General features: G+C 38.4%; 18 protein-coding genes. 10 read left to right on the top strand and 8 right to left on the bottom strand.

Annotated elements, in window-relative coordinates:
- The 3 genes from H4J66_RS05095 to rimP form a co-directional block, all read right to left on the bottom strand.
- The coding region (locus tag H4J66_RS05095; protein WP_182171357.1) for a translation initiation factor IF-2 associated domain-containing protein at window positions 1-457 on the bottom strand (457 nt) is incomplete at its 3' end.
- A gap of 20 nt (window positions 458-477) precedes the next feature.
- Window positions 478-1,971 carry a transcription termination factor NusA gene (gene nusA / locus H4J66_RS05090; protein ID WP_070376182.1) on the bottom strand — a complete coding sequence of 498 codons (1,494 nt, stop codon included), beginning with the start codon at window positions 1,969-1,971 and terminating at the stop codon, window positions 478-480.
- 94 nt (window positions 1,972-2,065) lie between these two features.
- Window positions 2,066-2,533, bottom strand: coding sequence for a ribosome maturation factor RimP (gene rimP / locus H4J66_RS05085; protein ID WP_070376181.1), 468 nt, complete (start codon window positions 2,531-2,533; stop codon window positions 2,066-2,068).
- A gap of 477 nt (window positions 2,534-3,010) precedes the next feature.
- On the opposite strand from rimP, the gene H4J66_RS05080 reads away from it, so the two are divergent.
- The 8 genes from H4J66_RS05080 (at window position 3,011) to nth (ending at window position 11,520) form a co-directional block, all read left to right on the top strand.
- On the top strand, window positions 3,011-4,879 hold the full coding sequence (locus tag H4J66_RS05080) for an EAL domain-containing protein (protein ID WP_182171354.1): 1,869 nt from the start codon (window positions 3,011-3,013) through the stop codon (window positions 4,877-4,879).
- Window positions 4,880-5,035: 156 nt separating this feature from the next.
- Window positions 5,036-5,617, top strand: a complete 582-nt coding sequence (rsxA, locus tag H4J66_RS05075) for an electron transport complex subunit RsxA (RefSeq protein WP_070376179.1) — start codon at window positions 5,036-5,038, stop codon at window positions 5,615-5,617.
- Window positions 5,617-6,171, top strand: coding sequence for an electron transport complex subunit RsxB (gene rsxB, locus H4J66_RS05070; protein ID WP_070376178.1), 555 nt, complete (start codon window positions 5,617-5,619; stop codon window positions 6,169-6,171). Before rsxA ends, rsxB begins: the two co-directional genes overlap by 1 nt.
- A 10-nt stretch (window positions 6,172-6,181) precedes the next feature.
- Entirely contained in the window at window positions 6,182-8,389 is a 2,208-nt protein-coding gene (rsxC, locus tag H4J66_RS05065) for an electron transport complex subunit RsxC (RefSeq protein ID WP_182171351.1), read from the top strand.
- 4 nt (window positions 8,390-8,393) lie between these two features.
- Window positions 8,394-9,467 carry an electron transport complex subunit RsxD gene (gene rsxD / locus H4J66_RS05060; protein WP_182171348.1) on the top strand — a complete coding sequence of 358 codons (1,074 nt, stop codon included), beginning with the start codon at window positions 8,394-8,396 and terminating at the stop codon, window positions 9,465-9,467.
- Between the two features lie 2 nt (window positions 9,468-9,469).
- On the top strand, window positions 9,470-10,129 hold the full coding sequence (gene rsxG, locus H4J66_RS05055; protein WP_182171345.1) for an electron transport complex subunit RsxG: 660 nt from the start codon (window positions 9,470-9,472) through the stop codon (window positions 10,127-10,129).
- Between the two features lie 5 nt (window positions 10,130-10,134).
- Window positions 10,135-10,842 carry an electron transport complex subunit E gene (locus H4J66_RS05050; RefSeq protein WP_182171342.1) on the top strand — a complete coding sequence of 236 codons (708 nt, stop codon included), beginning with the start codon at window positions 10,135-10,137 and terminating at the stop codon, window positions 10,840-10,842.
- An 18-nt stretch (window positions 10,843-10,860) separates the two neighbouring features.
- Window positions 10,861-11,520: an endonuclease III gene (gene nth, locus H4J66_RS05045; protein ID WP_070376173.1), complete on the top strand. Its 660-nt coding sequence runs from the start codon at window positions 10,861-10,863 to the stop codon at window positions 11,518-11,520.
- 35 nt (window positions 11,521-11,555) lie between these two features.
- On the opposite strand, the gene H4J66_RS05040 is transcribed toward nth, so the two are convergent.
- Both H4J66_RS05040 and H4J66_RS20160 read right to left on the bottom strand, forming a co-directional pair.
- Entirely contained in the window at window positions 11,556-12,044 is a 489-nt protein-coding gene (locus H4J66_RS05040; RefSeq protein WP_259369059.1) for an ABC transporter substrate-binding protein, read from the bottom strand.
- Window positions 12,045-12,064: 20 nt separating this feature from the next.
- A complete protein-coding gene (locus H4J66_RS20160) occupies window positions 12,065-12,223 on the bottom strand; it encodes a hypothetical protein (protein WP_259368544.1) in 159 nt (52 codons plus the stop codon).
- A gap of 336 nt (window positions 12,224-12,559) precedes the next feature.
- Between H4J66_RS20160 and H4J66_RS05035 the strand changes: the two genes are divergently transcribed.
- The gene (locus H4J66_RS05035) at window positions 12,560-12,979 is read left to right on the top strand and encodes a VOC family protein (RefSeq protein WP_182171340.1); all 420 of its coding nucleotides are present in this window, start codon (window positions 12,560-12,562) and stop codon (window positions 12,977-12,979) included.
- Between the two features lie 54 nt (window positions 12,980-13,033).
- Here the strand turns inward: H4J66_RS05035 and H4J66_RS05030 are convergent, their stop codons facing one another.
- Both H4J66_RS05030 and topA read right to left on the bottom strand, forming a co-directional pair.
- Entirely contained in the window at window positions 13,034-15,109 is a 2,076-nt protein-coding gene (locus H4J66_RS05030; RefSeq protein ID WP_182171338.1) for a spermidine synthase, read from the bottom strand.
- A 146-nt stretch (window positions 15,110-15,255) separates the two neighbouring features.
- Window positions 15,256-17,967, bottom strand: a complete 2,712-nt coding sequence (topA, locus tag H4J66_RS05025; RefSeq protein ID WP_182171336.1) for a type I DNA topoisomerase — start codon at window positions 17,965-17,967, stop codon at window positions 15,256-15,258.
- A 390-nt stretch (window positions 17,968-18,357) separates the two neighbouring features.
- Here topA and H4J66_RS05020 point away from each other — a divergent pair, with 390 nt between their 5' ends.
- Window positions 18,358-19,464: an arginase family protein gene (locus H4J66_RS05020; RefSeq protein ID WP_182171334.1), complete on the top strand. Its 1,107-nt coding sequence runs from the start codon at window positions 18,358-18,360 to the stop codon at window positions 19,462-19,464.
- 83 nt (window positions 19,465-19,547) lie between these two features.
- Here the strand turns inward: H4J66_RS05020 and H4J66_RS05015 are convergent, their stop codons facing one another.
- The gene (locus H4J66_RS05015; RefSeq protein WP_182171332.1) at window positions 19,548-22,067 is read right to left on the bottom strand and encodes an Ig-like domain-containing protein; all 2,520 of its coding nucleotides are present in this window, start codon (window positions 22,065-22,067) and stop codon (window positions 19,548-19,550) included.
- Window positions 22,068-22,237 lie beyond the last annotated feature (170 nt).

Below are 22,237 nucleotides of genomic sequence, written 5' to 3'. Positions count from 1 at the left end.
GTTCTGCTTCTGCTTCTGCTTTTGCTGCAGCAACTGCTTTACCATTTTCTGCTTCTTTAGCATCAGCAATTGCTTTTGCTTCAGTAGCTGCTTGTGCGGCAATTTCAGCTTCTGCTGCTACTTTGGCTTCAGCTTCTGCTTGCTGTTGTTCTTCAACTTCACTGCGCTTAACATAAGTGCGTTTTTTACGCACTTCAACATTAACTGACTTAGCTTTACTGCCATGTCCCATCGTTAACGTTGATTTAGATTTACGGTTAAGCGTCATTTTTAATGGTCCGGCTGTTGAGTCGTCACCATGTTGCTTTTTCAAGTGGTCTAACAATGCTTCTTTTTCATCTTGTGATACGGAATCGGTCGCGGATTTATTCACGCCAGAGTCAGCCAATTGGCTAACTAAGCGGTCCACCGGTGTACCAATTTCTTGAGCAAGTTCTGCTACAGTTGTGTTTGACATCTACTATATTCTCCCGGGAATTATTCTTCGTTAAACCAACAAATATTACGCGCAGCCATAATTAACTCACCCGCTTTGGTTTCATCTAATTCTTCAATATCGGCAATTTCGTCAACGCCTTGTTCAGCTAAGTCTTCAAGGGTAATTACACCACGACTCGCTAATACAAATGCTAAGTGACGTTCTAAACCGTCTAGCGCTAATAAATCAGCTGCTGGTTCTGCATTTTCAAGAGACTCTTCACTTGCTAATGCACGAGTCGTTAATGCCGCTTTGGCACGTTCACGAAGCGCTTCAACAATATCTTCATCCATGCCGTCAATTTCTAACATTTCAGCTGCTGGTACGTAAGCGATTTCTTCTAACGTAGCAAAACCTTCTTCTGCTAATAAGTTAGCAAAATCATCATCGATATCTAAGTTATCTGTAAACAATGAAATAACTTTATCGTTTTCGGCTTGATGCTTCTCGTTCATGTCAGCAACAGTCATCACGTTTAATTCCCAGCCAGTTAATTGGCTAGCTAAACGGATATTTTGACCACTACGACCAATGGCCATCGCTAAATTGCCTTCTTCAACAGCAATATCCATGGTGCCTTTGTCTTCATCAACAATAATTGATGCAACTTCAGCTGGAGCCATTGCGTTAATAACATATTGTGCTGGGTTATCGTCATATAAAACGATATCAACACGTTCACCACCAAGCTCAGTTGAAACGGCTTGCACACGTGAACCACGCATACCAACACAAGCACCTACTGGGTCAATACGCTTGTCATTAGATTTCACAGAAATCTTTGCACGTGAACCTGGATCGCGAGCAGCACCCTTAATTTCTAGCATCTCTTCGCCAATTTCTGGCACTTCTACGCGGAAAAGTTCAATTAACATTTCAGGCTTAGAACGAGTCACTAATAATTGTGCGCCACGCGTTTCTGTTTTAATTTCGTATAACAAACCGCGAACACGATCCCCTGGACGGAATGTTTCACGAGGTAACATATCGTCACGGTAGATAACCGCTTCTGCATTATTACCTAAATCAATAATGATACTATCGCGACTGGCTTTTTTAACTACACCTGTCACTAGCTCGCCAATTTGTTCTTGGTAAGCTTCAACAATAAGAGCACGTTCTGCTTCACGAATTTTTTGGACAATAACTTGTTTTGCTGTTTGCGTAGTTACACGGTCAAATTTAACTGATTCAATTTGATCTTCAATATAATCGCCTAACTGCAACTCTTCATTGTCGTACTGTGCAGCTGACAAACTCATTTCTGCAAATGGGTTTTCTGCTACGGCGTCATCGGCAACAACCAACCAACGTCGGAAGGTATCAAATTCACCATTAGTACGGTCAATAGCAACACGAACAATAATGTCACCTTCATATTTTTTCTTTGTTGCTGTTTCTAAAGCGGTTTCCATTGCTTCAAAAATGCTTTCACGGGGTAATGCTTTCTCGTTAGATACGGCATCTACAACCAGTAATATTTCCTTACTCATGCTACTTAGCCTTTTTAATCGTTTCTGAACAGTTCAACTATTTATGTAATGACGTTGAACAACTACGTATTTTTATTTTATTATTATTATTTGCTTAGCTTTTTTTATTATGATTAAAAACCAAATTGCCTTTAACAATATTACCAAGCACTAATTCATAGTCTTCACTGTCGACCGTTACTACTAAAGTATCGTTTTCAACGGCAGCTAAGCGACCTTTAAATTTGCGGCGACCGTTTAATGGTATAGATAATTTCACTTCAATAATTTCACCGATCACTGCTTCATAGTGTGGTTTATCGAATAACGGTCGGTCTAAACCGGGTGACGAAACTTCTAAATTAAACTCACTGCCGATAGGGTCTTCAACGTCAAGAATAGCGCCTACTTGACGGCTAACTTCAGCACAATCATCAACATCAATGCCATTCTCATGGTCGATAAACAAACGTAATACTGAATTATTACCAGCACTAATATACTCAATGCCTAATAATTCCTTACCAACTTCTTCAACAGCAGGACGTAACATGTCTGTTAATTTATGTTCAAACTTAGCCAATCATTTTCTCCAAATAAAATCTTACTTTGTCTTCATGTATCAACATCCAGATACAAAAAAAGGGCTTATAGCCCAGCAATTCTTAAAGCTTATCGTGCTGAACAAATGTCCCAGATACGAAAAAGCCCCAATACGCGGGGCTTATTACACTGAACCCACGATGTTGATTTAACCTAGTGACTTATAAAATAAGCCGTCAAATCGATACAACAATATAAAATTATTTTCTAACTTTGCTTTAAGCAATAGCCAAAAAGTGAATTTCAGTGAAATATTGTTATATTTAAGCTATGCGAATTATATAGCGACTACCACCGAATCGCAAGCCTAATTGATAGGATAAGCAATAAAACCTCAACTTATAGAATTCATTAACGCCAACATTATATATCACTCTAAATAACAGTAAGTTAGTAATTTTTTATCAAGCATGCTATAAATTGAAGTAGGCCTAACTTTTCAGCAAATCAACTTATTATGTATAGCTATTCTCAATTATTAATGCGCAACGTCATTTTAGGGATGTTTTTTAATATTCTTATTATTGTTATGGTCAGTTATTTCTTTGCTACCTCACTCTCGAGTAAGCAATCAATGATGCAAAGCTCTATTTCAGCTATTATCGACACATCAGATAAGAGCAACCAATTAGAACAAGTTAAACTCTTAGTTAATCTAGCTGACTTTCAATTATTTTCCCTACAACAACAAAACAAAGAAATAATTAATTATAAGGCCGTAAACACCAATATACTTGTCCCTTATATCTCTCCTCCTATAGTGGTATTTACTCACTCATCTAATACGACCGTTAGTTATCAAATTAACAGTAATGATGCCGCGACATTGATCCTTAAAATAATGCTGGTCTCTATTTTAGCGAGCCTTATCATTATTGTTATTGCTTGTACGTTGAGTGTTAAGCACACTAAAAAGGTTGTTTTTGTGGTTAACAATAAAATTAAACAGGGTATTGCTCAAGTTATATCGATGAATAAACTTGAGGCTGGTGATGAAATTATTGACATGCCTGAATTAACTCATGGACTAAAAAAAGTCGAGGCATTACTTTCAGCGCATGTTAACGATGCCAGTGCACTTGAAAAGCAAGCTTATGTTGAACCTCTTACAAAATTAGAAAACCGTAATCGCTTTATTCAGTTTTTTGCTAATGATGAAAATCAGGTTGAATTTGGGGTCTTAGCGATAACACGCTGTTCTGAGCTGCAAACTATAAATCAAATACATGGTTACAGTGAAGGTGATAATTATATTTGCAAAGTTGCCGACATTATTAAAAGCGTTACTGCAACCTACCGAGGCGCAAATGTTTATCGGCTTAATAGTTCCGACTTTGCCACCTTGCTTCCTAACGTAACATTAAAAGAAGCAGAGAACGCTGCAAATGAAATATCCAGTAAATTTAACGCTTACCAACAATCATCAGATTTAGATTCAGTTGGCTATACTGGTTTAGTCTATTTCGAGAAAGACAAACCACTTGGCGAATTACTGGCACTCGCTGATACCGGTATCAGTATTGCACAAACTCAACAACTCAACTCTTGGTTTTCGCAAAGCGACAGTGACATTTTACATAGCTCTAGTGCGAGTTATGGCAACCAAAATTGGCGTCAAGAGATAGACAGTGTGTTAGAAAACCAACGGGTTAAATTACTTGTCCAACCGATAAAGCCTAATAGCCGTAACAACAAAGTCTATGGTGAAATTCTTGCCCGCTTTTTAAATTCATCGGATGAAATGTTACCCACCGCTTCTTTTATAGCTATGGCGGAAAAGCTTGATAAAATGATGGCTGTTGACAAAATGATTATTGAAAAAGTGATCAGTGAAATTAAAACAAAAAATTTACATGACCAATTTTTTGGCATCAACATCAGTTCACGCAGTATTCATGACGAACATTTTTTAATTTGGCTTGAACGTCGTTTATTGAAAGAAGCAACTATTGCTGCGAAATTGATCTTTGAGATAACGGAATACGGCCTCCAACAAAACATTAAAACCAGTAAGCGTTTTATTGATATGATCCACAGAGTCGGTTCTCGTATTACTGTTGAACGTTTTGGTGTGGGTTTAACCTCTTTTAAATTTTTCCGCGACCTTAAACCTGACTTTATTAAAATGGATAGTACTTATACACGTGATATTGATGATGATAAAAACAACCAGTACTTCATCCGATTAATGGTCGATCTTGCTCATCGCTTAAGTATCACTGTTCTAGCTGAAAGTGTTGAAAGCCAAGAAGAAAAATTTACTTTAGAAAAATTATTTATCGATGGTTGCCAAGGTTTTTATTTAGGAAAGCCTGAAGCGATTTAATTGAGTATAACTTAAAGCTAAACGTTCCATGTTAATAAAGGCCAAGCACGGCAAGAAGATAGTGCATATGCAATAAAAATTAAGGCATTGAGCGGTTGTCATCTGACTAATAAAGTCGGATAATAGCGTGAATTATCTCATAAAATTAATTTTCAAATGACAGATTATCTACTGCTGTTAGTTAGCACAGTATTAGTCAATAACTTTGTTCTCGTAAAGTTCCTAGGTTTATGCCCATTTATGGGGGTGTCTTCACGTACTGAAACTGCAATCGGTATGTCATTTGCCACCACCTTTGTAATGACTATTGCTTCGTTACTCAGCTACATCGTAAATACCTATATTCTTACTCCTCTGGGACTCGAATATCTAACGACTATGATGTTTATTTTAGTCATCGCTGTAGTTGTACAATTTACTGAAATGGTCGTACATAAAACCAGTGCCAACTTATACCGTTTACTGGGTATCTTCTTGCCTTTGATTACCACTAATTGCGCAGTATTAGGTGTTGCTTTATTAAATATTTATGAGCAACATAATTTTCTTGAGTCGATTGTCTATGGCTTTGGTGCGGCTGTCGGTTTTTCTCTTGTACTTATTATGTTTTCAGCGATGCGCGAAAAACTTGCTAATGCTGATATCCCAAAACCTTTTAAAGGTTCCGCTATCGCTATGATAACTGCTGGCTTAATGTCACTTGCCTTTATGGGTTTCACTGGTTTGGTGAAGTTGTAATGACCACCCTATTAGCAATACTAGTACTTGGCTGTATGGCGTTAGTCTTTGGCGCCATCCTTGGCTTCGCCTCTGTAAAATTTCACGTTGAGGGCGACCCTCTTGCCGAGCAGGTTGACGCTATTTTACCACAAACGCAATGTGGCCAATGCGGTTACCCTGGTTGTAAACCCTATGCAGAAGCAGTCGCGAACGGTGAGGCTATTAACAAATGCGCACCTGGCGGTGAAGATACCATCAAAAAAATAGCAGACTTAATGGGAGTTGAACCACCACCTCTTGACGAAAATCATGATACAGACAATTCTCCTAAAGTTGCTTTTATTATTGAAGAAGACTGTATTGGTTGTACTAAATGTATTCAAGCTTGCCCTGTAGATGCGATCTTAGGTACGACCAAACAAATGCACACTATAATAGCCGACGAATGTACTGGCTGTGACTTATGTATAGACCCTTGTCCGGTCGATTGCATCATAATGATACCTATCGCTAAAACACCACAAAACTGGCAATGGGATCTTAACAATATACCTGTGGTACAGCTTGATTAGGTGAGGATTCGTGGGATCAGTTATTGAACGTATAAAGCGCGCTAACTTTTGGACTTTTCATGGCGGTATACATCCACCAGAACAGAAGTTCTTAACCACTGATAAACCTATCAGAGCGGTTAGCATACCTGAACAGCTAATACTGCCATTACAGCAACACGTAGGTATTGCCGCAGATTTACGGGTAAAAATAGGCGATAAAGTACTTAAGGGCCAAGCACTCACCCAGAGTATGCATCCTATGGCTGTTCCTATTCACGCTCCTACGAGTGGCACTATTACTGCCATTAAAAATGCTGTTATTGCTCATCCCTCAGGCCTAAGCGAATTATGCTTATTTATTAAGCCAGACGGAGAAGATACATGGCAAGAACGTCATATATGTACTGATGTAAGTAAATTAACCCATAATGAAATAATTGATAAAATTTCTTCAGCCGGTATATCAGGCATGGGCGGTGCTGGTTTTCCTACACAAGTTAAAGTAAGTACTAGCGACAAAATACAATTCCTTATTATTAATGCCGCTGAATGTGAACCTTATATTAGTGCTGACGATTTATTAATTCGCGAGCACAGCCCGTCAATTCTTGATGGCATTAATATACTTGAACGTCTTCTTTCACCTAAACATATTCTGATTGGTATCGAAAATAATAAACCTGAAGCGATAAAAGTACTTCAGCAAGCAACGGCTAATAATGAAAAAATTCAAGTCTGTGTAGTGCCAACTAAATATCCTACTGGCGGTGAAAAACAGTTAATTCAAATATTAACAGGGCAAGAGGTTCCTTCAGGCGTTTTCCCTAGCTCTATGGGTATTGTTATGCACAATATTGCCACTTGCTTTGCAATAGCTGATGCAGTAATAAACGATATTCCATTAATAAAGCGGGTGGTTACAGTCAGTGGCCAAGCTTTACAGAAGCCACAGAATGTCTGGTCATTACTCGGCACACCCGTAGGCTTCTTACTCGAACAATGTGGTTACCCCAATAAAAATAAAAAACATATCATTATGGGTGGTCCAATGATGGGCTATAGCTTACCCACAGATCAAGTTCCCGTTGTAAAAACAACAAACTGTATACTTGCACCGAGTGAGCAAGAAATATCATCACCTTATTCAACCGGCACAAAAGAGGTTGAGTGTATCAGATGTGGCCAGTGTAGTGATGTCTGCCCCAGCCAATTGTTACCACAAGAATTACAGTGGAGCGCTAAAGCAAAAGATCACCAACAACTTGATAAATTAAACTTATTTGATTGTATTGAATGTGGTGCTTGTGCCTATGTTTGTCCGAGCCAGATCCCCTTGGTGCATTATTACCGAGTAGCAAAGTCTGAGATTCGTCAACAAAAACAACTTGATATAAAAGCTGATCATGCAAAGGTAAGGTTTGAAGCACGAAAAGAGCGTTTAGCCAGAGATAAAATAGCACGGGAGGAAAAACACAAAGCAGCAGCAGAAGCACGTAAAGCGCGGATGAATTCAGGTACCAGCGAAGCAAAAACAGAAAAATCAGCAGTTGCTGCCGCCTTAGCTCGAGTTAAAGCGAAAAAAGCTCAACAAACCCAAGGTAGTGAAAATATTACTGCACAGACAGTAGCACCACCGGCAGAAAATGAACAAAAAAGTCAAGTAAGCGCAGCTATTGCAAGAGCCAAAGCGAAAAAGCTAGCCGCTCAACAAAATACGGCAACTTATAAATCAGAGCCGCAAAGTGCGATGGGAGATGTTCCCTCCGCAGTTGATGATAAAAAAGCTAAAATTGCCGCAGCTGTTGCAAAGGCGAAAACCCGTAAGCTTGCTGAAAAGAATAACAATAGCGCAGATGATAGCGACTTACCCCTTGATAATAAAATTATTGTCGAAGCAGCCACACAAGCAAACCAGGCTGATATGGTTGTTCCTGCTAATGATAAAAAAGCTAAAATTGCTGCAGCTGTTGCAAAGGCGAAAGCCCGTAAGCTTGCTGAAAAAAATAACAATAGCGCAGATGATAGCGACTTAACCCTTGATAATAACATTGTTATCGAAGCAGCCACACCAGCAAACCAGGCTGACATAGTCGTTCCAGCTGATGATAAAAAAGCTAAAGTTGCTGCAGCTGTTGCAAAGGCGAAAGCCCGCAAACTTGCCCAGCAACAAGCAAAATTGACGGCTAATCCTAGCGAAGAAAAAACTAACAAACCCGTAAAATCAGAGTTGACGTAATATTATGGCCTTTTGGATAGCAAGCTCACCACATAATCATGTTCAAAGTGAAACATCATCAATAATGCGTATGGTTATTTACGCCACTATTCCCGGTGTATTTGCCCAGTGGTATTTTTTTGGCTGGGGTAATTTAATCCATATCTCACTCGCTGTTTTCACCGCATTAATTGCAGAATTTATCGTTTTATCGTTACGAGAGAAAAATATCAAGGCGCAACTATTTGATGGCAGCGCTATTTTAACCGCGGTATTACTGGCGATTAGTTTACCCGCCATAGCGCCGTGGTGGGTCACTGTCATCGGTGTATCTTTTGCGATTATTGTCGTAAAGCAACTATATGGTGGTCTAGGTCATAACCCTTTCAACCCTGCAATGGCCGCTTATGTCATGCTATTGATTTCATTTCCGGTACAAATGACATCCTGGTTACCGCCACTTGAACTAATGACCTTACCGTTAAATTTTGTTGATACACTCTCTGTAATTTTTAGTAACTTTACCATTGATGGCTATTCTGTTGAACAACTGCGAACACATGTCGATGGTTACACTATGGCAACCCCCTTAGATACGGTAAAAACAAACCTAACACTGGGCTTAAACATTGCAGAAAGTATGACAAGCCCCGTCATTGGTGAAAATTTTGGCGTGGGCTGGGAATGGGTTAGTGCTGGGTTTTTACTGGGTGGTTTATTCTTAATAGGCAAAAAAACAATTCATTGGGCAACCCCCGTTAGCTTTTTAGCAAGCGTATTTTTTTGTTCATTAATTGCTTTTTTATATAGCCAAGATACTAACGCTTCAACACTCTTCCATTGGTTTAATGGTGCATGTATGTTTGGTGCATTCTTTATTTTAACGGACCCGGTTTCCGGTGCTACCAGTATTAAAGGCCGAATCGTTTTTGGCGCATTAGCAGGATTTTTAGTCTTTATTATTAGAAAATATGGCGGTTACCCAGATGGTGTCGCGTTTGCAGTGCTAATTTGTAATATGGCTGCTCCACTAATAGATCAGTACACACGCCCCCGTACTTATGGGCATAATATTTCATCAAGTAAAGCAGGCAAATAATAATGGTCCTTTCTCTTACCAGTGCAGTCAGTAAAAATGCCAGGATCCTCGCTTTATTTGCTATTGCTTGTACGGCAATTGTTGGCGTGGTTCATTCACTCACCAAAGATCAAATTATCTTGCAGCAACAGCAAGACTTATTGCGTAATTTAAACAGTATCATTGCCAAAAACAGCTACAACAATGTTATCTATAAAGACTGCTTCATTCTACCTAACGAGGCATTAGGCACAGTTAACCCACCAAAAGTTTACCGGGCAAGAAATGATAATAGCCCAGTTGCTGCAGCAATTACCACCGTTGCACCAGATGGATACAGTGGTAATATAGAGCTTATTGTTGCCATCAATATCGATGGAAGTATAAGTGGAGTTAGAACATTAAAACACCAAGAAACGCCTGGATTGGGCGATAAAATTGAAGAGAAAAAAAGCGATTGGATTAATAGCTTTACCGGTAAAAAGCTCATTGATAAAAATGATAATCGTTGGTTAGTAAGAAAAGATGGCGGCATGTTTGATCAGTTCACAGGCGCGACAATAACCCCACGTGCTGTAGTCAAAGCAGTGCGTAAATCAGTTAATTATTTTAACGCTCACCAAGATGAATTATTTGAAGCTGCGAGTAATTGTTCAAATCAAGATGTTGCTAAGGGAGCTTAATCGTCATGAAAATTAACGATGAATATAAAGAATTAGCTTGGCAAGGTTTATGGAAGAATAATCCGGGTATAGTACAGCTTTTAGGATTGTGTCCATTATTAGCCGTAACATCGACCCTAACAAATGCTATTGGTTTGGGCTTAGCGACCTTATTTGTTCTTATTTGTTCAAATACTACCGTATCGGCAATACGCAAATGGGTACCTAAAGAAATTAGGATCCCTATTTTTGTTTTAATTATTGCTTCTTTTGTTACCTGTGTGCAGTTATTGATGAATGCCTATACTTTTGGATTATATCAATCACTTGGCATATTCTTACCCTTAATTGTTACTAACTGTGCCATTATTGGTAGAGCGGAGGCATACGCCTCTAAAAATCCAATTAAACAAGCAAGCTTTGACGGTTTAATGATGGGTTTAGGCTTTTTATTAATATTGATTTTGTTAGGTGCAGTAAGAGAAATACTTGGCCAAGGAACGCTATTTGATGGCGCTAATTTATTACTTGGCGAATGGGCAAGTATATTACGTGTTGAAGTGTATACCCTAGATAGTCAATTTTTACTCGCGATACTACCTCCAGGTGCTTTTATTGTTATGGGCTTATTTATAGCTTTAAAAAACGCCATTGATGATCGAGTAGCAGCCGCTAAGCCTAAAACAGAAAGTAAGGAAATTGCACGAGTTCGTGTCAATTTTGATGAAAAATAATAATAAAAGAATAACGCCATGAATAAAGCACAACGTTTAGAAATATTAACTCGGTTACGAGACAATAATCCGCACCCAACGACTGAACTTAATTTTTCTTCACCTTTTGAGTTGCTTATTGCTGTGCTACTTTCAGCACAATCGACGGATGTTGGTGTTAACAAAGCCACAGCAAAACTTTATCCTGTTGCTAATACCCCTCAAGCTATACTTGATTTAGGGCTTGATGGTTTGAAGTTTTATATAAAAACAATTGGTTTATTTAATACTAAAGCGGCAAACACGCTAAAAACATGCCAAATGTTAGTTGATTTACATAGTGGCGAAGTCCCCAAAGAAAGAGCAGCATTAGAAGCCTTACCTGGGGTCGGTAGAAAAACAGCAAATGTTGTTTTAAACACCGCTTTTGGCCAACTAAAAGATAATGAAGGTAAGTACTTTATCGCTGTAGACACCCATATTCAAAGACTGGCAAATCGTACCGGTTATGCGAAAGGGAAAACAGTTGAAGAAACCGAAAAAAATATTATTAAAAATACTCCAAGAAAAACAGAGTTTTTTTATAACTTACATCACTGGTTCATTCTTCATGGTCGTTATACTTGTATAGCAAGAACGCCCCGTTGTGGTTCTTGTATAATAGAAGATTTATGCAGTTTTAAAGAGAAAACCAGTTAATTCGTTCTGGGTTATTATCTGTCCATAGCCGTTAGTTATAAACTTATATACTTGTCGTATATCCGTAAAAACTCACCACTTTCTTTGATTTTAATTAACCCAAAATTAAAGTCATCTCGAATTTTTTTACCTCTAAATACAGGACGATAGTACATGGGTTTATCGATAGTAAGTTTGTGCTCGGTAATTTCTTGGCTATCTAGACCATGCATTAACTTAAGTTTATTGACAAAATATCTAAAGATATAACGATCACTTACCACCACATCATAGCGCCCAAAATACAGTAATTTAACTTGTGTTAGCTGGTCGCTAACACCATAAAACCGACTGTCTTCTTTTACTTTTTTAAGCCATTTAGGATAGCGTTTATCTGCTCCTTGAAAAGAAACCACATTCAACGAATCTAAATCTTTAGGCCTTTTTAGTAAAATATCTTTGCTCTTTAGAGTAATAAATACATTGTCATAGATAACTGCTGCTTTGGCATAAAAACCGCCTTGTGATTTTAAGTTTACCCCCATATCTACCATGACTGCATTAACTAAATTATTTTAAAGGCATAAGGGATCCGTCCTAATGGAAAGTACATTGGCTTTAACGTATACCCTTTATGAGCTAAAGCGGCCCTAATAATATCTATTTCAATTCCACTATTATCATCTTCAAAAATATAAGGAGGAATTTCTTTACTAAAAGCCATTGATACTTCTGTAGCTTGGCTAATAATAGGCAATAGGAGGCTACAGAAAATCAAGCTATATTTAAGTTTTATTGCTTTTATCATGTTGTTAATTTGTTTTAATATTGTTAACAGGACACATAGGAATATAAAATAAACTATTGATAATGTCATTTTATTTTTCAGTGGGTATATTTACTCATACTCGATTTTAATTAGCATAGTAAATAAAATACTTTCTGTTTATAGTGGTAATTAATGTAATGATCAATTAATTATTATCTAAACAACAAATGAAGTCTTTGATGTTTGCAAGTCATTACTTTTTATTAGCTAACAATACAAAACAGGTACAAAATGAAATTTTTACACACGATGGTTCGCGTACATGATTTAGATAAGTCACTCAATTTTTATATTAATCAGCTAGGACTCATTGAAACAAAACGTGTCGATGTACCAAAAGGGAAGTTTTCGTTGATCTTTCTTGCAGCAGAAGTTGGCGGCCCTGAAATTGAACTAACCCATAACTGGGATTCTGAAGAAGAATATACCGTTGGTAGAAACTTTGGTCATTTAGCCTTTGAGGTTGCTGACATATATAAAACTTGTGCGGCGCTAATGGCATCAGGTGTTGTTATTAATCGTCCGCCTCGTGATGGCCATATGGCTTTCGTAAAATCTCCAGACGGCATATCTATTGAGTTATTGCAAAAAGATGACGCATTAGCCCCTCAAGAGCCTTGGTTGAGTATGGAGAATCAAGGGAGCTGGTAAAGTAACGGCTTAATTATCTTGTCGATGACATTCACTCGACAAGATAATGACTAATTACTTGAGTACTGATAATAAATCACTGTGATCATCGGTCCATATTATACGACTCTTTTCTCCAATATTTGGCATTGGCCAGGCACTCGCGTATATTTTAATGCGCGCATCATTCAGAAAAAACTCATTATTTGTTACTAGCACCCACTGAACATTATGTTCATTTTCTTTATCGGCTAGCGTTTCTACATAAACAATTTTTGTATCTAATACATCGGCTAAACCACGTACTAACGGTATTAAATTCAGGTGTGAATTAGAAATGTGTATCGCTAATACCCCATCTTTTTTTAGGTGCTTAAAATATAGCAGCAATGCTTCTTTTGTTAATAAATGCTGTGGAATGGAATCACCCGAGAAGGCGTCAATGACTAAGGCATCAAACTGTTGACTACCAGAATGTTCAAATTGTTGCGTTAAGCTAACCCGACCATCGCCTAAAACTACTTCAATGTTGGCCGCAGAATCTTTTAAGTAACTAAAATATTTATTAGCGGCAAAAATAACCGCAGGGTTTAATTCATAAAATATATAGTGGTCAGTTTTATTACCATAAGCGGCTAATGTGCCTGCGCCCAAGCCCACAAATCCGGCATTTATATTTTGAACACTCCCCTCTTGTCGTCTTTGTTTAGTCAGTTGTTCAAGTGCAAGAGCAACACCGGTATTTTTTCTATAGTAACTTAATGGCGTTTTTTCATTGCCTTTCTCTAATGATTGCGTACCGTGTGATGTTGTTCCATCAATCAAACGACGTTGCACTTTATTATTAACCTCTACATCTTTAACACTTAAAATGCCGTAAAAATTACGTTCACTTGCCACATTAGTTTTAACAAAAAGCGTATTAAGATAAAATAATCCCACGGTAAAACTGATGGCTAAAATAAGATTAGTTGCCACTAACCAAGTTTGCGTTTTTATTGCCGTATTTCTTTGTGAATAAATACTCAAAGCTAAAAGAACAAAGACACTCATAATAGCTAAAGGAAATTCTAAGAATTGATCAAAGATATTTTGCGCAATAAAAGCAACAAAGGCACTACCTAAAAAGCCCCCCAGTGACATAAACAAGTAAAACAAAGTCAAATGCTGAACTTGCGGTTTTAAACGTGCTAATTCCCCATGACAAATCATACATGCACTAAATAATATACAAGCGTAAATAACAACTTGCGAAATAATATCGAGTTGAGAGCCAATAAAGTACATCAACAAAGCTAAACAGGCCGTGAGTACAAATAGCGCAAACCAATATTCTCTGACATACCACTTTGAGCTATGAAAACTAATAATAAAAGTCAGTAGGTATAAACACAGCGGCACTATCCATAAAAAAGGCACCGGGGGAATATTTTGTGTCATCGCATTGGTAGACGCCACTAATAAAACAACACCAACCATGGCTAATGCTATCCATAAAATCTTATCCAACAATGTGGTTGTTATGACGCTTTTATCCAACGCTTGCCGGGTACTTTGCTCAACAGAAGTAAAACTTAACTTTGACATTTTCAATAATAACGTTACCAGTAGTAACGCATAACAACCATACCCGAACGTCCAATAGTTTGATTGTTGAGTTGTTGTTAGCAGCGGTTCAAATAGAAAAGGAAAACTGATTAACGCCAGAAAAGAACCTACATTGGATAATGAATACAATTGATAAGGGAGTTTTCCTATTTCGATATAAGTTAACCATCGCTGTATTAACGGACCCGTTGACGACAAAATAAAATAAGGTAACCCTATCGATACGGTTAATAACAGTAGGATATTTTGAAGTGGCGAACTTGTCTGTGAAATATCAGCCCAATCTTGAATGCCAATAGGAAGGAATAACACACTGACAAGCAGAAAGACCGAGTGAATAATTAATTGTTTTTTGACAGATTTAACTTGTGTTAAACAGTGAGCGTAAAAATATCCCAATAATAGAAAAGCTTGAAAAAATAATAAACATGCAGTCCAGACGGCTGAACCACCGCCAAAATATGGCAAAATCAATTTAGCAATAAGGGGTTGTACTTGGAATAATAAAAAAGCACTTAAAAAAATAATCGCCAGATATAGCATTTAATATATTTCTCTTAATCGTCAAACTAACTAGCTAATTGCTGGTCACGCTTTTGTTATCTAATGAGGGCACTCTTTTAATACCCTTCATCATGAACATAAAAAAAGCGCTACACAGCGCTTTTTTTTATTTTAAGCTAAAGGTATTACTCAGCTTTTGGTTTTGCCTTAGCTTTTGGTTTTGCCTTAGCTTTTGCTTTAGCCTTGGCTTTGGGTTTTACTTTTTTCTTTGCTTCTTCAACCCATTTACCCTCAACATACTTTGCATTCCAGCCCGTTGCTTTAGGTTTTGCACCATCAGCTTCAGGTGCAAGTTCAGTCATTACATACTGTTCTTTGGTTTTACGACTATAGCGTACAACGGCTAAGTTTCCGTCAGGATCCTTGATAGGAGCATCGGCTAAATAATAAAATTTACTCGATATTCTGTCTCTAAAACGCTGTAATTCTTCAACTTTAGGTGCACGTGTTTCTCTTGAGCGCGGAAAAGTGTTCGCTGCCAAGAAAATACCCGCTGCGCCATCACGTAAGACAAAGTGTGCCTCTGATTTTTCACAAAGTAATTCAGGTAGTTGCACAGGATCTTCTTTTGGAGGAGCCGCTTCACCACTTGCTAGTAACTTACGTGTATTTTTACATTCTGCATTGGTACAATCAAAATATTTACCAAAACGGCCTGACTTCAGTTCCATTTCAGCCTCACAACGATCACATTCTAAAATGGGACCATCATAACCTTTTATTTTAAACTCGCCAGTCTCAACTTCAATACCATCACAAACAGGGTTATTACCACAAACATGTAGCTTACGCGTTTCGTCGATTAAATAACTGTCCATCGCAGTACTACATTTATCACAGCGTCGCATAGCACGCAGTGCATCAGTTTCTTGGTCTTCCACTAAGACACTGACCGCTTCTTCGCCAGAAGTAAGGTTCATCGTTTGCGTACAACGCTCTTTTGGCGGCAAAGCATAACCAGAACAGCCTAAGAAGACGCCAGTAGAAGCAGTACGAATACCCATTTTGCGACCACAGGTCGGACAATCAATATCCGTTAATACCGGTTCATTATTACGCATGCCACCTTCTTCAGTAGGCATATCGGCTTGGCTTAACTGTTTAGTGAAATTTTTATAGAAACCGTTAAGGACATCTTTCCAATTAGCTTTACCCTCAGCCACTTCATCAAGCTCTTGCTCCATGTTGGCGGTAAAATCATAATTCATTAAGTCTTTAAAACTTTCAGATAAACTATCAGTAACAATTTCACCCATTTTTTCGGCGTAAAAGCGTTTTTTATCTAAGCGTGCGTAACCACGGTCTTGAATAGTAGAAATAATTGACGCATACGTTGATGGACGACCAATTGAACGCTTTTCTAATTCTTTTACTAGTGATGCTTCACCAAAACGAGCCGGTGGTTTAGTAAAGTGTTGCGCTGGATTTAACTGCTCTAGGGTTAATACTTCACCCACAGATAAATCAGGTAAATGCTTGTCATCACCTTTTGATAATTGCGGATGGACTCTTGTCCAACCGTCAAATTGCATGACGCGACCTTTGGCCTTTAAATCAAAGCCTGAAGCACCGACAGTAATGGTACTAACGGTATAACGCGCAGCTGTCATTTGACAAGCAACAAACTGTCGCCAAATTAGGTCGTAAAGCTTCTTAGCATCGGCTTCAATACCTTCCATAAATGCAGATTCTATTTTAACATTTGATGGACGAATCGCTTCATGGGCCTCTTGGGCACCCGACTTACTGCTATAAATTTTTGCTTTCTCAGGTAAATAATTTTCACCAAAGTTTTTAGCAATATAACCACGACACATTTCAACCGCATCTTTACTTAGATTGGTTGAATCGGTACGCATATAAGTGATATGACCTGCTTCGTATAAACGCTGAGCTAACCCCATTGTACGCTTTACGCCAAAACCTAATTTAGTACTTGCTGCCTGTTGCAGTGTCGACGTAATAAAAGGAGCAGAGGGGGTACTTTTTGACGGTTTATCATCACGTTTATTTACGGTATAGGCTGATTTTTCTAAGCTTGCTAATGCTGTTTTCGCATCTTTTTCGTTGGTCGGCTTAAATGCTTTACCATTTTCGTGGGTAACATCTAATGGAAAATCTAAACCTGAAGCGGTTTTTGTGTCAGCGGTGATTTCCCAGAATTCTTTCGGGTCAAACGCTTTAATCTCACGTTCTTTTTCAACAACTAATTTAACAGCAACCGACTGTACGCGACCGGCAGATAAACCACGGGCAACTTTTTTCCACAATAATGGACTAACCATAAAGCCAACAACACGGTCAAGAAAACGTCTTGCTTGTTGAGCATTCACACCGGGCATACTTAATTCGCCAGGTGTAGAGAAGGCTTGCTGGATAGCATTTTCAGTTATTTCATTAAAGACAACACGTTTAAATTTGCTGTCATCACCGCCAATAATTTCTTTCAAGTGCCAGGCAATCGCTTCTCCCTCGCGATCCAAATCGGTTGCGAGATAGACAGTGTCGGCTGAACTGGCAAGTTTGATTAATTCAGCAACAACTTTTTCTTTGCCTTCGAGTATTTGATAATTTGCTTCCCAATCATTTTCAGGATCAATACCCATGCGGTTAACAAGTGCTAGCTTATCTCGTTTAGCTTTATATTTAGCTTTCGCTGCAGGTGCCATTTTTCTGACTTCAGCAGGAGATTTCGCGGCAACTTTTTTACCAGTACTACTGTGAGGAAGATCACGTACATGACCGACACTAGATTTCACAATAAAGTCTTTACCAAGATATTTGTTAATTGTCTTCGCTTTGGCTGGTGATTCGACAATAACCAGAGATTTTGCCATATATATATACTTTCCTACGTCACTGGCTATTTTTTTTGCCAGTATAATTACATTTCGGTCAGAACTGTCTAAAAATTAGCCGAGCAACTCATTTTTAGCACAAAAAAACCATAAATCATTGAAATTAGAATTCCTATTAGATATATCGGTAAATAAGCAAGCTGACAAGTTATTATTTTTAATAACATCGCCTAACTAAGCTATTTTCGTTATAATGGTGTCAATATTTCGGTATGACTATTATAAAAACTTTCCTGCCAACGATAATTTAATTCTATCTTAAATTCAATTGTTGCCAGTCAAAAAACCTATATCACCGTGCAAAACAATATCCATTTAATGCTTGCGGTAAACGTAAATTATTCGGGTAAATAACTAGAGTACAAATATATGACAGCATCATGGACTAACTTACAGCAAAAACTAACCAACTGTTTATGCCCAGCAGGTAACGGTGTTTTTACCGTCAATACCGCTAAAGAGCGTAAAGAGCAATTGCATCAAGCGTTATTCGGTCAATCGACAGACATTGATAATATTTGGAAAGAGTCATTAAAAGGGCTTCCTGATGCGTCAAATGCCGTTATTTTAGGTGTTGCCTCTGATTGCGGTGGCGGAATTTTACGTGGCGCAAATTGGGGACCATTATTTGTCCGTTCAACTTTACTTGAACAATACCCTGAGCTTGAAGCATTTGATATGGGAGATGTTCGCGTTATTCCACATTTACTTCATGATAAATATTTAAATGAGGCTACGCTTTCTAACTGTAGAAAAGCCCTTTATAAAGATGAAAACAGTCCTTATGCTGTTAGCCCATTAACCATTACTGAAGATGTATTACACGACTTTTATGCTGAGTTCCCACAAAAAGGTGTTTTCGGCATTGGTGGCGATCACTCAGTAAGCTACCCGTTAACAAAAGCTTACTTGCAAGCAAAGAAAAAGCGCGGTATCCGTGCCGCTATTATTCATTTTGACGCTCACACTGATTTATTGGTTGAACGCCTCGGCATTGATTTATGCTTTGGCTCTTGGTGTACCCATATCTTAGATGATTTACATGAAAAACATCATTTGATTCAAGTGGGTATTCGCTCGAGCGGTCGTCCTAAGTCGCATTGGGAAAACACTTTTGGTGTAAGACAACACTGGGCTCATGAAGTGAAAGAGCTAGGCGTTGAAAAAATCATTGAAAATATTTTAGCGCAATTAAAAGATGAAAACATTGATGAATTGTATGTAAGCTTTGATATTGATGCACTTGATGAAACTGTCGCTGCTGCCACAGGCACACCAGAGCCAGATGGTTTATTTCAAAATGAAGCGATGGATATACTTCGCGCTTTAGCAGCAAAATACCGTATTACCGGTGCCGACATGATGGAAATTGCTCCTTTTACCGACAGTACAGGTTTAGGAAAAGAGAGTCGTGATAAAACGTTAGCGGCTGGCGCTGAGATCTCTGCCTTTTTAATAGCCGAGATGGCTAAGTAAATTTTTAGTTTTATCTGTAATCGATAGACAAAAATAAAAAACCGCTTAACAAGCGGTTTTTTTATAGGTGGAACAGTTAATTATTATTGAATAATAATACTAACACCACTAAATACAGTTGTTACACCACCAGGGGTTTCAACTTTTATTTCTAATGGTCCACTGGTTGGTTCCGCCTCACCTTTAATCGCAACACTAAATTGGCTGCCGCCATTACTTGAATCCCCTGGCCATGTATAACTAGGGGTACCGACGACAGATCCAACACTAGCTACAAATGACACAATAGTACCAGCCGGCATAGGTTGGTTATGTAAATCAGCGATAACAACACTGACTGTTCCGGTACTTTCGCCAGCAATATAGAGAGAAATATCGTTTCGGTCATAGTTTGGTGACGTATCGACAACGGCATCGTTTGTTGCTGTAACGGTTATATACGGTGATGTACCTGACATAATAATAACGGTAGAGCCACGTACATTGGTTGAAACTTTTTGCGCTTTTTTGGTTGGATCAGGTTCATCATCTGGATTAGCACAATATTGATTGGCTACCTCAGTACCTGGATTCGTTATGTCATTTAAACCACATAAAATACCATTATATACACTGTTTTCTATATCGAAAACTCCGTTGCTATTAAAGTCAACAAACTCTTCTAACTCGCCACCAGCTTGAGTGCTCACTTCTACTGGATTGTATAAATTGTCTTCATTATGGTCAACAAAGGCTTCTTTTAGATCGTAAAGTCTATCGCCAACATCTTTTCCTTGAAACAAAGTGTACTCACTCTCATCAAAGCGACCATTACTATTTTTATCAGGAAATGACTCTTCACCAATAGCAGTTGCTAATATTGTCACTCTTCCGCCATATTCCTGCCCAAGATAATTATTACCATTTGACAAAGGTTGACGAGCACAAAAGATTACTGGATCATCATTTTCAGCCACTGTACAAAAACTCTGGCTTAATAGTTGTCCCGCTGGACGAGGGTTTTGACTGGTCCACATAACAGAACATACGCCATTAGTTGTTGTACATGAGGAACCAACCGAACCACCTTCAGTGGTAAAGTTAACTGCGGTTCCATCTGGTACTGGATTATTAAATGCATCAGCCATACGAACAACAACAGGTACTTCTACACCATCAATGCCCCAAGCTTCAGGATTTTCGACCCCTCGGGCCAAACTAAAGCTATCTTGGTCCGGTAAGCCTGTTGAAACCACGAGTTGACTAGATTGAGTAAATACAAAAGTGCCACCTAATGACTCTGTAGATGCTGTAACACGCACTGTTGTTGCAACTGAGCCCGAATTAACAACTGTTTGTACTAAACCTTGGTCGTTAGTGGTCGCAAAATTCTGACTTAAATTTATACCACCCACATTAGTATTTAAGGAAAAATTCACTCGACGATTATTGTAGGGGTTGCCATCGGTATCTTTTACTTTGAACATCACCGTTGAGCTTTCAGAGCCTCCAACAATACCTGCTCCTACGATACCAATATGCTCTGGCGATGCAGACACATACTCGATACTACCAATGTCAGCAGCTAAAACGCTAACAGATGCTGTTGCTGATAAATTAATGCCCCCAGCATTAGCGGTGACATTAATCGTGTCATCGCCTACACACCCTTGTGCTAGATAAGTACTTGTCGCCGCACCATTAGAGGTTGTTATCGGTGTACTCAGCGTAGCGGTTAATTGTGCCGTACACCCAGATGAAAAATTAACATCCACAGGTTCAGTAAATAGATTACCTTGATCATCAATAATTGATACTGAAATAACACTCGTTCCGCCAGCAGAAATATTCGTTAAACTGACATCAGCAACACCTTCTGTAAATGGACTACCTGCTCCCATAATGACAGTTGAAGAGCCAACAACAAAAATTGTTTGACCAGATTCTCCACTGGTAATGGATGCTGTAATAGTTCCCGCACCTAAGTTTTCACCCGCATAGATATCAACAATTGCTTGATTATTTGCATTTGTGATAGCTGAAGGGATAGGTATATCACCAACAGTAGAACTAAAAGTAACAATCAAAGGAGCACTAATGCCATCAATTGTCGCAATTATTCGTGCCGGTTTGGATGACGTTACCGTGTCAGTGGCATTACTATCACCATCTATGAGAGTGACATTGATATTAATATCACCGACAACACCTATATCATCGCCTTGAGTTTTAAAGCCTAGTGGTACTAACGAGATCTCACCAGAAGAAAGAGAAGCGGATATTTCACCAGCACCACGAACACTGCCTGCTGTGAGGGTAATCGTGGCGATACCGTCTTCATTTGTTAAAGCGGAACCAGAAGATGGCGAGAAAGCTCCTAAATTTGTTGCGAAGGTTACCGCCCTATTGGAAACTGGATCACTGCCTTGCATTACTGTTGCTGTAACTGTTACCGGCGCAACACCGGTAACAGTACTATCGGAAATATTGAGTGAAATAGTACTGGCAACAGAACCACCTGCAACAGGAGTTTCCACTCTAGATAAGCCCCCTTCTCCACTGCCTCCACAACCGCTGAGCGCGAAAAATAAAAGCCAAAAACCCAATCGTTGAAAAAGTGCCATGCAAGTATCCCTTAATTTTTAACTACATATTTATTAATAGTAACTTATATTCTAAAAATTTCATTAAAAATAGCGCTATAGTTGCTTTTTAATCAATAGCTTTTTTATCAATGAATTACCTGTTAATCTACTATTCATAATTTATAATAAAAATAACGTTGCATTTCTTT

Source organism: Colwellia sp. MB3u-55, from assembly GCF_014076785.1.
Classification (GTDB): domain Bacteria; phylum Pseudomonadota; class Gammaproteobacteria; order Enterobacterales; family Alteromonadaceae; genus Colwellia_A.
The sequence above is the reverse complement of the archived record's forward strand: the minus strand, read 5'-3'. Positions and strand labels throughout refer to the sequence as shown.